15 protein-coding genes are annotated in these 15,545 nt (G+C 41.3%); 6 read left to right on the top strand and 9 right to left on the bottom strand.

Annotation, left to right across the window (positions count from 1 at the left end; genetic code table 11):
* The first annotated feature begins 59 nt into the window (after window positions 1–59).
* Window positions 60–2,540: an LPS-assembly protein LptD gene (locus FTV38_RS11300; RefSeq protein WP_180022521.1), complete on the top strand. Its 2,481-nt coding sequence runs from the start codon at window positions 60–62 to the stop codon at window positions 2,538–2,540.
* Window positions 2,540–3,847: a peptidylprolyl isomerase gene (locus FTV38_RS11295; RefSeq protein ID WP_180022520.1), complete on the top strand. Its 1,308-nt coding sequence runs from the start codon at window positions 2,540–2,542 to the stop codon at window positions 3,845–3,847. Before FTV38_RS11300 ends, FTV38_RS11295 begins: the two co-directional genes overlap by 1 nt.
* Before the next feature lie 152 nt (window positions 3,848–3,999).
* Here FTV38_RS11295 and hfq read toward each other — a convergent pair whose 3' ends face one another.
* From hfq to tsaE, 4 genes are all read right to left on the bottom strand, one after another.
* Window positions 4,000–4,512: an RNA chaperone Hfq gene (gene hfq / locus FTV38_RS11290; protein ID WP_180007345.1), complete on the bottom strand. Its 513-nt coding sequence runs from the start codon at window positions 4,510–4,512 to the stop codon at window positions 4,000–4,002.
* A 92-nt stretch (window positions 4,513–4,604) separates the two neighbouring features.
* Complete coding sequence (gene miaA, locus FTV38_RS11285; RefSeq protein ID WP_180022519.1) at window positions 4,605–5,549, bottom strand: tRNA (adenosine(37)-N6)-dimethylallyltransferase MiaA; 945 nt, start codon at window positions 5,547–5,549, stop codon at window positions 4,605–4,607.
* A 6-nt stretch (window positions 5,550–5,555) separates the two neighbouring features.
* Window positions 5,556–7,565 carry a DNA mismatch repair endonuclease MutL gene (gene mutL, locus FTV38_RS11280; RefSeq protein WP_180022518.1) on the bottom strand — a complete coding sequence of 670 codons (2,010 nt, stop codon included), beginning with the start codon at window positions 7,563–7,565 and terminating at the stop codon, window positions 5,556–5,558.
* Window positions 7,555–8,034, bottom strand: a complete 480-nt coding sequence (gene tsaE / locus FTV38_RS11275) for a tRNA (adenosine(37)-N6)-threonylcarbamoyltransferase complex ATPase subunit type 1 TsaE (RefSeq protein WP_180022517.1) — start codon at window positions 8,032–8,034, stop codon at window positions 7,555–7,557. Before tsaE ends, mutL begins: the two co-directional genes overlap by 11 nt.
* A gap of 135 nt (window positions 8,035–8,169) precedes the next feature.
* On the opposite strand from tsaE, the gene FTV38_RS11270 reads away from it, so the two are divergent.
* The 3 genes from FTV38_RS11270 (at window position 8,170) to FTV38_RS11260 (ending at window position 10,077) form a co-directional block, all read left to right on the top strand.
* Complete coding sequence (locus tag FTV38_RS11270) at window positions 8,170–9,075, top strand: pseudouridine synthase (RefSeq protein ID WP_180022516.1); 906 nt, start codon at window positions 8,170–8,172, stop codon at window positions 9,073–9,075.
* 112 nt (window positions 9,076–9,187) lie between these two features.
* Window positions 9,188–9,535, top strand: a complete 348-nt coding sequence (locus FTV38_RS11265) for a type II toxin-antitoxin system RelB/DinJ family antitoxin (protein WP_078193683.1) — start codon at window positions 9,188–9,190, stop codon at window positions 9,533–9,535.
* A 98-nt stretch (window positions 9,536–9,633) separates the two neighbouring features.
* Entirely contained in the window at window positions 9,634–10,077 is a 444-nt protein-coding gene (locus FTV38_RS11260; protein WP_078193684.1) for a GNAT family N-acetyltransferase, read from the top strand.
* A 138-nt stretch (window positions 10,078–10,215) separates the two neighbouring features.
* Here FTV38_RS11260 and FTV38_RS11255 read toward each other — a convergent pair whose 3' ends face one another.
* A complete protein-coding gene (locus FTV38_RS11255; RefSeq protein WP_180022515.1) occupies window positions 10,216–10,935 on the bottom strand; it encodes a pseudouridine synthase in 720 nt (239 codons plus the stop codon).
* A 151-nt stretch (window positions 10,936–11,086) separates the two neighbouring features.
* On the opposite strand from FTV38_RS11255, the gene FTV38_RS11250 reads away from it, so the two are divergent.
* Complete coding sequence (locus tag FTV38_RS11250; protein ID WP_180003104.1) at window positions 11,087–11,542, top strand: DUF441 domain-containing protein; 456 nt, start codon at window positions 11,087–11,089, stop codon at window positions 11,540–11,542.
* A gap of 32 nt (window positions 11,543–11,574) precedes the next feature.
* On the opposite strand, the gene FTV38_RS11245 is transcribed toward FTV38_RS11250, so the two are convergent.
* The 4 genes from FTV38_RS11245 to FTV38_RS11230 all read right to left on the bottom strand — a co-directional run bounded on the left by FTV38_RS11245 (window position 11,575) and on the right by FTV38_RS11230 (window position 15,373).
* The gene (locus FTV38_RS11245; RefSeq protein ID WP_257228773.1) at window positions 11,575–12,792 is read right to left on the bottom strand and encodes a CynX/NimT family MFS transporter; all 1,218 of its coding nucleotides are present in this window, start codon (window positions 12,790–12,792) and stop codon (window positions 11,575–11,577) included.
* Window positions 12,793–12,853: 61 nt separating this feature from the next.
* Window positions 12,854–13,864, bottom strand: coding sequence for a sensor domain-containing diguanylate cyclase (locus FTV38_RS11240; protein WP_180022513.1), 1,011 nt, complete (start codon window positions 13,862–13,864; stop codon window positions 12,854–12,856).
* A 252-nt stretch (window positions 13,865–14,116) separates the two neighbouring features.
* Window positions 14,117–14,443 carry a gamma-glutamylcyclotransferase gene (locus FTV38_RS11235; protein ID WP_180022512.1) on the bottom strand — a complete coding sequence of 109 codons (327 nt, stop codon included), beginning with the start codon at window positions 14,441–14,443 and terminating at the stop codon, window positions 14,117–14,119.
* 9 nt (window positions 14,444–14,452) lie between these two features.
* Window positions 14,453–15,373, bottom strand: coding sequence for a LysR family transcriptional regulator (locus FTV38_RS11230; RefSeq protein WP_078189020.1), 921 nt, complete (start codon window positions 15,371–15,373; stop codon window positions 14,453–14,455).
* Between the last annotated feature and the right edge of the window lie 172 nt (window positions 15,374–15,545).

Genomic DNA, 15,545 nt, shown 5'->3' with positions numbered 1-15,545 from the left:
TTTTCTCTATGATGCGACAATAATTAATTGCGATTAAGCATACCTGGTTAATGAGACAAATGAAGCATCAGTTTAAATTTAATCCTTTAGCGACTGCGATCTTAACCCTTCTATGTGGTAGCTCGTTACCAAGCTATGCAGCACCTGTTTCAAACCCGTCCACGGATGACGATACAGAACAACTCAAACAAAGCATTTCAGAAGCTTACCCTGGGCAGCAGTTCTTCGAACAATATTATGTCGATAAATCTGCACCTGAAGCACAGATTCGCAACACCAATCAATTAAGTTCTGCGTTTTGTACAGGCACCTGGATTACCCCAGTTGCTCCAACAACAAAAGCTGTTGCCCCAGAAGACGCAACCTCTACCATTACCGCAGACTATGGTCATTTTGACCCGAATGGCGATTCCATTCTTGAAGGTAATGTTCTGATTGACCAAGAAGGTCGTCAAATTCGTGCCGATCAAATCAAAATTGATAAAACCCAAACCCATGCCAATGCTTCTGGCCGCGTACAAATGGCACAGTCAGGGCTGATTTCTCAAAGTGACTCTATTGATTACAATTTAAAAACCCAACAAGGTGATTTAAATAACAGCTTCTTTATTGCTGAACAGCAGCATGCGCATGGTCGTGCTGAAAAAATTTCGCGTACTTCAACCGAAACCCTTGAATTAGAAAATGCGGTTTATACCACCTGTCCACCCGATGAAAAACCAACGTGGAAAATTCAAGCAGACAAAATTAAGCTGAATCAAGAAACTGGTCGTGGTGAAACCAAAGGAACAACACTTTATGTAAAAGATGTTCCTGTAATGGCTGTGCCCTATTTCAACTTCCCGATTGATGACCGTCGTACCACAGGTATTTTGACCCCAAGCTTTGGTTTTACCAATGACGGTGGTATTGAGCTTGCAGTACCTGTATATTTAAACCTTGCGCCAAACTATGATGCTACGGTAACACCACGTTATATTGCAGACCGTGGCGCAATGATGGAAGGTGAATTCCGTTATTTGACCAAAAACTTTGGTTCAGGGATGGTGTGGGGTGGTTATTTACCATCCGACCAAAAGTATGACGATCAAGATCGTAAAGACTTACATTTCCTCCATAACTGGAAAATTAACGATCAATTCACGACAAATTTAGAATATAACTATGCATCTGATAAAGACTATTTCTCAGATCTCAATAATAATCCAAACTCAAAAACTGACCTGAACTTACGCCGTGCATGGGAACTCAATTATAAAAATGGTATCCCCGGCCTAAAAGCACAGCTTAAAGTTGAAGACTTCCAAACACTGGATAAAACTGTCAGTGATGAAGACCGTCCGTATGCGCGCTTGCCGCAATTCCTACTGAACTACAAGACTGGTAATCCGCTCGGCTTACAGTACGAATTTAACAACGATACAGCATATTTTAAAAAGAATCTGCGTGGCGATAATATTCCGCAAAACAATAGTGATGCGACAATGTATGAGCCAAGTGGTGCACGTATTTATAACGACTTTAGTGTGCGTTATAACTATCGCAACCCATGGTCTTTTGTAATTCCAGAAGTGTCTATTCGTAACGTAAACACGATTTATGATCAAGATACTGTTGATCGTGCCAATACAAATAACAATCACTCTAGTAGTGAAAGTAAATCGGTCATTGTACCGCAATTTACTTTAGATGCGGGTCTTGTGATGGAGCGCGAAGGTCGTTATCTACAAACTTTAACGCCACGTTTCTTCTACGCGTATTCTCCATACAAAAACCAAGACACTAACCCGAACTTTGACTCAACCACAGCGTCAATTAACTATGACCAGTTGTTTAGCCCGCGTCGTTTCTACGGTAATGACCGTTTAGAAGACAACAACTTCGCATCTCTAGGCTTAAGCTATAGTTTATTTGATGATGTAGGTCTTGAGCGTTTAAAAGCTAGCGTTGGTCAAAGTTTCTATTTCGAAGACCGCCGCGTCACGCTAAACAACGTCTCTGATAAATTTGATACCGAACGCCATACCGGCCCTGTCGTGAGCATTTCTAGCCAGCTATCTGACAGCATCAGTGTGAATGCCAATTCTGCATGGATGGCGAATGGTGATAATGCTCAGCGCGATATTCAAATGTATTACACAGGAAATAAAGGCAATTTATACAATGTCGGTTATTTCCATCGTAAAGACATTCCGAACCGCCAAGACAGCTATGACCAAGCAGTAGCATCGTTTATTCAACCTATTCACAATAACTGGCGTCTTATCGGTCATGCACAATATGACCTCGACAACAGTATTGCGCGTGAATATTTACTTGGTGTGAACTACGAGTCATGCTGCTGGGGTGTTTCAGTTTATGGTCGTTCGTACTATAACGATTTAGATGATGTAACATCTTCAGATGTTAAACCAAAACGTGCCATTATGGCGGAGTTCACTCTAAAAGGTTTAGGTGGCTTCAACAATAAATTAACCTCTTTGCTTGAAAACCGAGTGTTGGGTTTTAACAATATTAATCAATCTTGGACAGAACGTTAATGAAGACAAAACAGTTAAAACAAATTTTTAAAGCGTCAGCCTTGGCACTTTGCCTATCAACTTCTGTATCTGTATTTGCTGCTGCGCAACCTAAAGATGAAATTGTAGCTGTCGTTGACAATAGCGTGATTCTACGTAGTGATCTTGATCAAAGCATTGCCGAGATCACTCACCAACTTCAAGTAAAAAAACAAACCGTCCCACCGACTGAATATTTGCAGCAACAAGCTTTAGAACAACTGATTACACGCCAAGCACAGCTTGAACAAGTAAAACGCTATAACGTCAAAGCGGATGAAAAATCACTCAATGAAGCCGTACTTAAAGTTGCGAAAGATGCCGGCTCTCCAAGCTTAGAAGCGTTTCAGCAAAAATTAGATGCTGTTGCACCAAATACCTATGCGGGTTTACGTGCACGTATCGCTGAAGACATCGCGTTACAACGCCTACGCCAACAGTTGGTCACTTCTCGTATTCAAATCAGTGACCAAGATGTGAAAAACTTCTTAAGCTCACCACAAGGTCAAGCTGCGTTAGGTAATCAAGTTCATGTCTTACATGTACGCGTTGCTAGCAGTGATAATGCCGTTAAAATCGCTGAAGACATTCGTAAAGAACTTGCGGCAAGCAACGATGTCAAAGCGATTACCAGTAAATACAGCACCAAAGACATTAAAGTTGACGGTGCCGATATGGGCTTCCGCAACTTATCTGATATTCCAGATGAGCTTGCCGCACGTGTAGCACCTTTGCAAGTCGGTCAAACCACTGAACTAATTTCAGTACGTGATGGCGTTCATGTTTTAAAATTGGTCGACCGTAAAGGTGGCGAACAAAAAGCCATTGTTCCTCAATACCAAACTCGCCATATCTTGATTCAACCATCTGAAGTGGTGAGTCCTGAAAACGCAAAACAAATGATCGACAGCTTGTATAACCGCCTGCGAAAAGGTGAAGATTTTGCAGTCTTGGCTTCAACATTCTCGAATGACACAGGTTCTGCTGCCAATGGTGGTAGTTTAGGTTGGGTTAGCCCAGGTGTTATGGTTCCAGAATTTGAAGCAATGATGAAATCAACAGCGAAAGGTGAAATCAGCAAGCCTTTTCAGTCACAGTTTGGTTGGCACATCCTTCAAGTGACCGATACACGTCAACAAGATATGACACATGAAGTACAAGAACGTATGGCCCGTCAGATTTTAGGTGAGCGTCAATTTGACACTGAACTGGACAGCTGGTTACGTGAAATTCGCAACAATGCCTATGTTGAAATTAAAGATCCTACTCTAGATCGTAAAAAGAAATAAGTGAATAAACAAAAAAACCAGCTTCGGCTGGTTTTTTTATGTCGATTCTTATCATCATTCAGCACTTTAGTATTTATTACATACTCGAAATGAAAACAATCTACTCTTTTATAGGCAAAAAACCTCCCATTTGGGAGGTTTTTTTAACTCAATTAACGATTGTTGTTTTCGTCGTCTTGAGCATCTTCAAATTTAGTTTCACCATCAAAACCAGCATTTTGACCGCCGAAGCCACTTTGACCGCCGAAGCCACCTTGACCACCAAAGCCACCTTGACCACCGAAGCCACCTTGACCACCGAAGCCACCTTGACCACCAAAGCCACTTTGACCACCGAAGCCACCTTGACCACCGAAGCCACCTTGACCACCGAAGCCACCTTGTTGACCGCCGCCGAAGCCGCCTTGTTGACCACCGAAGCCAGCAGCGCCTTGAGCACCAGCAGGAGCACCAGCAGGACGTGGGTTACGTGCTGGAACAACAGTTGAAATAGCGTGTTTGTAAACCATTTGGCTTACAGTATTTTTTAATAAAACAACGTATTGGTCGAAAGATTCAATATGACCTTGCAATTTAATACCGTTTACAAGGAAGATCGACACTGGAATACGTTCTTTACGGAGAGAATTTAAGAACGGATCTTGTAAAGTTTGACCTTTAGACATGTTATAACTCCAAAAAATAATAAAAATCAGCGCAAAAGCTACCTTTACTTTTCAATTAAAAATTATCAAAAAGGTAGTCTGTAAATTTTGCTTTATCCGTAGCACTTTCGCAAGTCTTCTTGAGCCTGCTGCGCAGTTAAATATGTAGTAAATTTATGCGTTTCTTGCAAAGATCTTAACCAAGTATATTGACGTTTTGCAAGTTGTCGTGTTGCAAAAAGTGCCTTATCCTCCATTTCACGCTGTTTTTCGCTACTTTGATCACTATTTTTCAAAAAAACTAAAGCTTGACGATATCCAACTGAACGCATAGAGGGTAAATTTTCATCTAAATCGTATTTTTCAATGAGAGCTTTCACTTCATTCAAAAATCCAATTTCCCACATTATTTTTAGTCGTTGAGCTATACGCTCATGTAGTTCTAATCGGTCGGGCAATAATGCGTAATTATGAAAATTGTAACGATATGGTACGTTTTTAGGTTGCTCAGCTTGTAACTGCGTAATGGGTTTACCTGTTAACTTAAAAACTTCGAGCGCACGGATAATTCGTTGCTTATCACTCGGTTTAAATTTTTCACCTGCCAATGGGTCTACATTGCACAGTTCTGCATATACAGCACCCCAACCTTGCGACTCAGCTTTGGCTTCAATTTCAGCACGTACAGCATAGTCTGCACTTGGTAAATTTGAAGACAACCCTTCCAATAAAGCCTTGTAATACAACATTGTACCACCAACTAAAATCGGTGTTTTACCTCGTGCATGCATATCATCAATCAGCACACACGCATCTTCCACAAAGTTCGCTGCCGAATACACTTCTAGCGGACTGATAATATCAATCAAATGATGTGGATATTTCTCCAACTCAGCTTTACTTGGCTTGGCCGTACCAATATCCATATCCTGAAAAACCAAAGCAGAATCGACTGAAATTAATTCGAATCCACCTTGCTCGTATAACTCACATGCCAAGGCGGTTTTACCGCTTGCAGTTGGTCCCATTAAGTTGATGACCGGCAATTGATTTGACATGTAAAACTACTCTCCCCGAGCAAAAAGTTTATCTAGCTGTGCCAATGGAAACGCACGCCACGTCGGACGCCCATGGTTACATTGGCTGGCAAATTCAGTTTGTTCCATCTGACGCAGTAATGCATTCATTTCAGATAGACTTAAAATACGGTGTGCGCGTACAGCGCCATGACAGGCCATGCCTGCCAATATTTGATCACGCTTTTGTAGTAACCCTGCAACCTGATCACTTGGGTCTAAATCATTTAGTAAATCTGGAATTAGCGCATCAAAGTCTGCTTTATGCAAAATAGCAGGAACACCTCGAACAATGACTTGCTCATCGCCATATTGATCTATTTCTAAACCTAGGCGTGCCAATTGTTCTTTGAGCTCATCGACGCGCATCGCTTGCATCCTACTGATGCTGACGACTTTAGGAATCAGCAATTGCTGCGATGTCCAAAACTCAGGTTTATCCCAAGCCGTTTTCATTTGTTGTAAAACGATGCGTTCATGTGCCGCATGCATATCAACAATGATTAAACCTTCGGTGTTTTGGGCCAAAATATAAATACCATGCAATTGCGCAATGGCAATCCCCAAAGGATGCTCATCAACTTTCTGCTGAATATGTTCAGCCAATGCGGTATCCGGATCATTTAACGACTCAGTTTGACGTAAAGGCGCCAAATAACTTTGCAATGCATTATTGAGCTGTCTGGAACCCGCTAAATTTGACTGATATCCAGCATTGTTCGACGCATTTGAATATTGCTGTGTATAAGCTTCCTGCCCTGTTGGCGCATGATTAGAAGCATATTGCACTGTTGCAGGTGAACTAAAGTCAGTGAGTCCGCCTGAGATCTCTGGACTGACAAAATTTGAGCCTTGCTCTGCAACTGGCTGAGATTGATGTAATGAAAATTGTTCCTGATGACGCGGCTGCGGAATAATATTTTCATGTGCCTGCCCGTCGAGTTTCATTGCAGATGACAATTCGGCTGTCGCGGTTTGAAATTGCGCTAAAGTCGATTTGGCAAAATGGCGCACAAACTCATGTACTTCACGTTGATTTAGAAAACGTATTTCATGCTTCGTTGGATGCACATTCACATCGATATTTTCAGGATCAACTTCCATAAACAACAAATAAGCCGCATGTTGATGTCCATGCAAAATACCGTCATAGGCCATGCGAAGTGCATGTGAAACGGTCTTGTCTTTTACGATACGTCCATTCACATAGACATATTGCATATCGGCTTGCGCACGTGCATCTGAAGGATGACCCAACCAACCGCTAAGACGCATATTGACGCTATCAGCATCCATCCAGTACGCATTTTCTGTGAATTGACGGCCTAATAATTGTTGCACCCGCTGAAAACGCAGCGCGCCACTGTCTGCAATAGGCAAGTTCAGCTTAATACTATTGTTATGCTCAAGGACAAAACGAATATCAAAATGAGTCAGTGCCAAACGACGGACAATTTCTTCGATATGTCCAAACTCAGTCCCCGGTTTTTTGAGAAACTTCCGCCGTGCAGGCACATTAAAAAATAAATCTTGCACACGGATGGTTGTGCCTTGCGTCGCTGCCACAGGCTGAATTTCTTGCGAATCAAATGCGGTGCCATTTACTTCGACCTGATAGCCTACACCGTCATCATTTTGGCTACTGGTCAGTGTCAAACGAGACACCGCAGCGATCGAAGCCAAGGCTTCCCCACGAAAGCCCAGACTTACAATGGCATGTAAATCTTCAGCAGTTTGGATTTTACTGGTGGCATGGCGCATGACCGCCAAAGGTAAATCTTCAGGGTGGATGCCCCGACCATTGTCTATAATTTCAATCAGTGTACTGCCGCCTTGTTCAATACGAACAATCAGCTCAGTCGCCCCTGCATCAATGGCATTTTCCAGTAATTCTTTGACCACAGAAGCGGGACGTTCAATCACTTCCCCTGCGGCAATTTGGTTGGCTAAGGCAGGATCAAGCGTTCGAATGCGGCGGGCACTGATTTCATTCAGCATGGTTAAATTTTTGCTCCAAAGCGTTTTGCAAAGTTTCTGAAGAAGAGCTTAAAGTCGCTGTACGGGTACTTTCATCCGCAGACTTTTCAATATTAATAATTAAATCAGCCGCAGGGATTTCGTCGCCCCCTTTAGATGGCCATTCAAATAAAAATAGGGCGTTCGGCGTTTCTAAATAATCACGGATACCCATAAGTTCAAGCTCATAGGGGTCATTCAGACGATATAAATCAAAATGAAAAATATCTTGTCCTTGAATATTGTAAGGTTCAACTAATGTATAGGTTGGACTTTTTACCGCACCTTGATGACCCAAGTGTTGTAAAAAATAACGTGTTAACGTGGTCTTTCCTGCACCCAAGTCACCAATTAAATACGCTACACCCGTCGTAAAATGCGTCGCCAGTACGGTAGCTAAGTTTTGGGTATCGACTTCACTATTAAGTTCCAGACTGAATGAATACTGCATATTACTCACAACATGTACATAAGAATTAAATATGATAGCATCGCACTGGCTAAAATGGATATGTTCACACTACAGATTGAGCATTTTTCATGATGTGTTCTCTGCTTCATTTGCTCAGTTTTTAGATCTTTCTTCATGCACAGTTTTGAATTTACTCCCCCGATGATCAATGGTGTCAGTGCCAGCAAAGTCTTCCTAGACGGTCAACACACGCAAGCCTCTAGCGTCTATGCATATTTGTGTGAACAATTTCCTCATATCCAAGCAGCAGAGTGGCAACAACGATTTAAGGATGGATTGGTCTATGCCGCAAATGGTGACGTTTTAACGATAGACAGTCCTTTTGAAGCCAATCGTCATGTTTATTATTATCGATTCTTAGCGCATGAAATCCATGTTCCTTTTGAGCATCAGATTTTGTTTGAAAATGATCATTTCATTGTGGTCGATAAACCACATTTTCTCACCATGAGTCCAACCGGTCAGTATGTACAAGAAACCTTATTGGTTCGACTCAAAAAACAAACGCAGCTTGAACAGCTAACGCCGATTCATCGTTTAGACCGTGAAACTGCAGGTGTGGTGCTGTTTTCCAAATGTGTCGAAAGCCGTGGGCTGTATCAACAAATGTTTGCCACTCGAAACGTTCAAAAAACCTATCATGCCATTGCAGCTTATCGAGATGAATTAAATTTCCCAATCACAACTCGCTATCGCATGGAAAAAGGTCAACCTTTTTATACAATGCAACTGGTAGATGGTGAGCCTAATAGTGAAACCTTCATTCAGCTCCTCCAGCAGCATGGAAACCATGCCAAGTATGAATTAAAGCCGCATACCGGCAAGCAACACCAACTTCGTGTGCATTTAAATGCTTTGGGCATTCCAATTCAAAATGACCCATTTTATCCTGTAGTGCAACATAAGGCAGAGGATGATTTCAGCCAACCTTTACAACTACTTGCGAAACATCTTGAGTTTATCGATCCTGTGACAGAGCAGGCTTTTCAATTCAGTTCTGCCTATGAATTGACACTGTAAATCTATTGTCATTACATTAAATTGATAAAATACTGCCAAACTTTCTTGAATTTATAACAGTTTTGATTAGAATAAATGCGAAAAGTTAAGTATTTAAAAGCTTTCTAAGAATATGAGAAAAACTGAAGTCTACCAAATCCGTCTCGATTCACAGGAAAAGAAACAGGCCTTTGCCGTGTTTAAACAATTAGGCATTACACCTGCACAGGCTGTACGTCTATTCTTTAAACAAGTTGTTTTAACCAAATCGATCCCCTTCTCTATTGAAAACCAAAATATCAATATTGAACAATTGATTAAGTTACGCAAATTAAAACAACAAGAAGCCCAAGCTATTTCAACCATTGAAATTAGCCCTGCTGAATTAGAAATTTTAAATAATGATCCATTATTAGATGATGATCATCTCGACTTGTTTGAAGAACTCAATGCAATTTTGGGTGAAGGTGACAAAACTTAACACTGTCGCATTTATAAACAATTTATAAATCAACCAATTTCGAAATTTCGATATGCTTCATGCAAGACTGATAAAAATAGCATGGAGTATAGAAAAAAATGATCGTTCGACGCGCAACAGAAGCAGACCTTCATCCACTTGCTGTTTTATTTGATGAATATCGCCAATTTTATGGCACCTCTTCTAATCTTGATATCTCATATAAATTTCTAAGACAACGTTTTGAAAATAATGAAAGCGTAATTTTTATTTGTCTAAAAGATGAAGTGATTACTGGGTTTATCTTACTGTATTTAGGCTTTTCATCTGTGGCTTGTTCAACTTACTATATTTTAGATGATGTCTATGTCAGCCCTGTATATCGTCGTCAAGGTTCAGCTAAACAATTGATCGATACCGCTGTTCTCTTTGCACAACATGAAGGTGCGCTTCGAATCAGCCTCGAAACTCAAAAAAATAACTATCACTCACATCAGCTCTATGAATCGATGGGCTTCATTAAAGATGATGAATTTCAAACTTATCATTACTTTATTCGCTAATGCCTTGCTCGGCATTAAAATACATCATCAACGCATATTAGAAACGAATCTTTTGATCAGTAGATAGCAGACATATTAAGGGGCTTTAATACCGCACATTCATCCTTCAAATGATGACGTATCAAAGCCCAATACCCATTACTGTGGATTTAGATTTTCACGAAATTTCGATTGTTCAATTTGCGCTGCATTCAAATAAATCCATTCACCCTCAGCAATATCTTCAAGCTTTAATTGTCCAATTTGAGCTCGATGTAAAGTTTCAACTCTATTACCGACAGCCGCCAACATCCGCTTCACTTGATGATATACCCCTTGATGGACAGTCATTTGTAATTGCTGTGAAGCCAATAGCTGTACATCGGTTGCAGCGAAGATGCCTTTTTCGTTTCGAAGCTCCACGCCTTGTTCTAATTGTTGTATTTGCTCAGGCGTCACAGGATCTGCGGTATGCATCGAATACACTTTGGCAACATGCTTTTTAGGGTGTGTAAGCGCTTGTAGATATTGACCATCATCCGTGAGCAGCAACAGTCCCGTGGTGTCTTGATCGAGTCGCCCGACGCATTGCAGACCACGATTTAACAGCACATCATCAAATAATTCAAAAACACTAAAATGATGGGTTGCCTGATGCGAACATTCATAACCTTGAGGTTTATTTAACGCAATATATATATGCTCACGATAGACATAGTCCTGACCATGCACACTGTAAGTTAAATCATTTAAGTCCAGTTTTTGCTTTGGATTATCTACAATCTCATCGTGTATTTCGACTGCACCATTTTTAATCAACTGTTGGCAATATTTACGCGAACCAAAACCTTGTGATTGCAGCATTTTTTCCAAAAACATAGAACAACCTAATAAACACCATATATTGCTATTTTATACTGAACAGTGACTCAACTTGCAGGAAAAATAGCGGAAATGATCTTGAACGCCAGTTTTTAATGTTTCTGCGCTACACTATTGATTATTTATTGAAGTTTCTCACGAATATCCTATGTCTCAGTTGGATTTAAATCTGATCGTGTTATTGGTGTTATTGGCTTGTGGCATCTTTAGCCACAATACAGCGATCACCATAGCAGCAGGTGTCTTGATTATTTTCCGCATCACGCCTTTAAGTGAATTTTTCCCCTATCTGCAACAATATGGCTTAAACATTGGCATTATTATTTTAACCATTGGCGTACTCACGCCGATCGCTAGCGGAAAAATACCCGGTGATTCGATTTTAAAATCCTTTTTAAGTTGGAAATCCCTCGTCGCAATCGCCATTGGCATCTTTGTCGCATGGTTAGGCGGTCGCGGTGTCAAACTGATGTCCAATCAGCCAGATGTGGTTGCCGGACTATTGATTGGGACAGTCGCAGGTGTTGCCATGCTGCGTGGTGTACCTGTCGGCCCACTCATTGCAGCAGGCATCTTGTCGCTACTGATTGGGATTAAACAATAAGGCCGTTGCTGACATAGCGGTTTAACAAAATTTTAATTTGAGCCATGCTGCATTTGAAATAAACGTCGACTAAGCATGATTCCAACGAATGATAATGCTGACATCAAGATCCCCGCCCAAAACCACGCTCCAGTTTGTGAAACCACAGTGGCAATCACAGGTGGCAGAACAAATTGTGATATGGCAGAGCATTGTAAAATCATGCCGACCGTCGTACTAATTGCCGCAGGATAAGGTGCAAAATGTAGTGCTTGCGCAAAAACCGTCGCAGCAACTAAGCCTCCAAAAAGCGAAAAACTAAACACCGTTAAATATTGCAGTAAAAACGGTAACGCATCTTTAGAGAGATAAAACCCTAAGGAGCAAATGATCAAAACAGCAAAACCCAGTTGGACTAAAGTTTTAGCTTGAAAACCACGCTGTAATAACAGTCCGCAACCCCATGTGCCCACAGCATTCGCAACGGCAACACTGGCTGTTAAAGCACCCGCCAGCTCTGCTGAAATTTGATTTTGCGCATAAATCATCGGTAAGAAGCCCACCAATGCAAACCATTGCCCTGCATATGTCCCAAAAATGAGCGCCAAAAGCCATGCCGCAGGATGTTTCAGAGTATCCCGAATGAGACCGATGACAGGTGTTGTATTCAGCGCCACATTAGGCTGAGGAATAAACATCGCAATACAGAGCAGTAATGCCGCAGTGATCATAGCGAAACTGAGCCAAACTACGCTCCAGCCATATTGAGCAATTAGAAATGGCGCGACCAATAAGGCAATCCCCATGCCTCCGCCCATATAAGCACTCCACAGCCCCATCTTCGCGCTGATGTGTTGTAGCGGTACAAGCTGACGGATAAATGCAGGCCCTGTGAGAGTCACCAATAAGAAGCCAAAGCCTTCAATGACACGTAGGAGTAACAAGGCATCAAAGCTTTGTGCAAAACTCCCCCATGCACTTGCTATCGTTAATAAACTTAAGCCCAGTAAAATACACAGCTTAAATCCAATTTTTTGGATATAACTGCCAATCAACAATGCAAAGCACATGCCTGCGCCTTGTACCAGTGAGAGCAATAAACCAGATTGAATAAAGCTAATGCCGAGTTGCTGTTGTAATACAGGTATTGCGGGCGGTAGTTTCCCGATATGCATTGCAGCAATAAAACCTGCCGCAATAATGAATAAATCTTTTGACATCCCTTTCATTGAATTATCATGCTCTTTTCGCCATGCAATAGCACTCAGCATAACCATTCAAAATATTCAAATCAGTCAAAAAACAAATAAGGTTAGATTAATTTTCAATTAGTTATTCAATATTTACTTGTTTCCGTTCACGCTTATTGGCGTACATTTTCAAGTCTGCCATTTCGACCAATTGATCGATGGATTCGGCATCCTCTGGAAATAAAGCCATGCCAATACTGGCACCAATTTTCAAACTCATTTGCTCAAATGCAAACGGTAGTCCGCAACTTTCTGCGATTCGATTCATCGCCGTTTGCGCACGCTCTAAGTTGGCAATATTGGTTAAAATCACAGCAAATTCATCACCACCCAAGCGTGCAACCAAGTCATCTTGACGTGTTTCACGCAAAATGCGCTGTGCAATTTCTTTCAGTGCAGCATCCCCAATGCGATGTCCAAACTGATCATTAATCGGCTTCAGACCATCCAAATCAATCATCAAGATACCTAGCACTTTTTTCTGCGCACGTGCTTTTTCTATCCCTTGGCGTAAAAAGTCGACAAACAAAGCCCGATTAGCTAAACCTGTTAAGCTATCTTGAGTCGCCAATTTATATAACTCTGTCGCACCAAAACGTGTTGCATGGTACATCGCCGCAGCGATCAACTCAGACATCAAACTCAATATATGTAAATCAGCTTCCTGAAAGGCATCAACTTGGTCAGAGTAAATCTTTAAAACACCGACACCTTCATCACAATGAATCAATGGCACTACTGCCATCGAACGCAATCCAACACGTTGACATGCCACGCGATCTACCCGTGCATCTGTTTCCGAATCTTGGCAATACAGTGTTTGTTTTTGCGCTATACATAGACCCGATAAACTATTTTCAATATGAAGTCTTAAACCCAGTAAATGACTCGCCCCACCAGACACTGCACGATAGACCATATCACCATCTTCAGCCAACTCTACAACTGCACCTTTAGCATGTGTAATCTGCTGCGCCTGTTCTGCCACTACGGTCATCACTGCATTTAGATCTAAACCCAGTTTGGCAATAGCTGTCTGAGTTTGAATCACAGACATGAGTTGAGTTGGTGAGGGTTCTATAGAATTGGGCATGATTGAGTTCAAACAGGGTTCAATGTGAGATACAGCTCAATTCTAAAAATTATTCATCCACTTGTATAGCGATCTTAAAGTGATTTCTGTGCATTCAAGCACTTTAAATACAACTCTTTTAGATACGGCTCTTTAAAAAATTGCACTCAAGGAAACAACAAAGCAAGCAGAATCATCGATACACATATCGAAGGTTGGGGAAAGTCATGATGTATGGATGGCCCACGTATTTTACGACTCTCCCTCACGATATTATTTCAAGGCATAAATTTCACTCTGCATCCATTCTCCGCCTTCCAGTTGTACATCGACAGCAACACGTTGATATTCAGTACCTTCAAATTCATCTAAAGCAGCCCAATGAGCTGCTAAGTTTTCAGAGATAAAAACATAGCCTTCAATGGCTTGACCTGCCTTCGATAAACGGATGCCCGGACTGCCCATCGCCGCACCCCAGCCTTTATGTTCTAACTCACCCCAAACCACACCTTTCTTCCACTCGCTACCTATGTGCTCCATCACATGAGCATTGGGCTGACCTAGACGTAATGTCCCGTATACAAAAAGACTCTGTGTCATAGATCCCCCTTAGTTGGAATAATATTGATTGCGTTTTTGTGAGAATTTCGCCAACTGTTTTAGGAAGCCTTCAAAGTAGCTTTTTTCAGCCTCTTCGGTACGATAACCGGCGTACAAAGTCCGTCTTAAACCTTCAGGTGAAACACAATCTAAGCGTCGAGATGTCACCCAACCTTTTTGTTCATATTCATTTACCACCCAATCAGGTAATGCCGCGATACCACGACCACTTGCAACCAACTGAATCAGCATCTGAGTCAAATCTGTGGTACGGACGTGTTTAGGCTGAATATTGGCCGGTAAAAATAATTTCGCCATGATATCTAAACGATGTTTATCGACCGGATAGGTAATCAGCGTTTCTTCTGCTAATTCTTGAACAGTCACATTTGTTGCACGAACCAATGGATGCGTATTTGACAGTACCAAACGAGACTCATATTCAAAGATAGGGAAATATTCCACACCTTTTAAATTGATCGGATCTGCCGTAATCAGAAGATCAAACTCGCCCGTTTGTAATAGTTCATGCGGATTGGCTTCAAAGCCAGAGGCAAAGTCCAAATCTACATCGGGGTATTGCTGACGGTAGACATTCAATAACGGCATCAGCCAATCAAAACAACTATGACATTCAGAAGAAAAAATAATTCGGCCGGTTTGACCATGCACAATACGTGTAATGTCCGATTGCGCAATTTGAACTTGCGGCAAAATATCATCAGCAAGGCGTAGTAAACGTTGCCCAACATTCGAAAAGGTCACAGGACGTGTGCGTCGGTTCACCACCTCTACCCCATACCAATGATCTAGCTCTTTCAACTGGTGTGAAAGTGCAGAAGGCGTTAAACACAGATCATTAGATGCAGCGACCAAAGAACCGTGTTCTCTGAGTGCCAATAAGGTTTTGAGATGGCGTAATTCCAACATAATGAGTTCCACAAACGACATACTGAATGAGCTGAAAATCAGTATTTTTAAATTATATTTATCATATCATGATATTTATGAATCATATTCATCATAAATTTTATTTAACTATTTTTTATTCACATGAATATACTTCATCAAGTTTTACTGAATCATCTTTAGCTAATGTGTT

Origin of the sequence: Acinetobacter sp. YH16044 (assembly GCF_013417145.1) — a bacterium.
GTDB classification, from domain to species: Bacteria; Pseudomonadota; Gammaproteobacteria; order Pseudomonadales; family Moraxellaceae; genus Acinetobacter; species Acinetobacter amyesii.
Note: the sequence above shows the minus strand (reverse complement) of the source record. Positions and strands in the feature narration are given on the sequence as shown.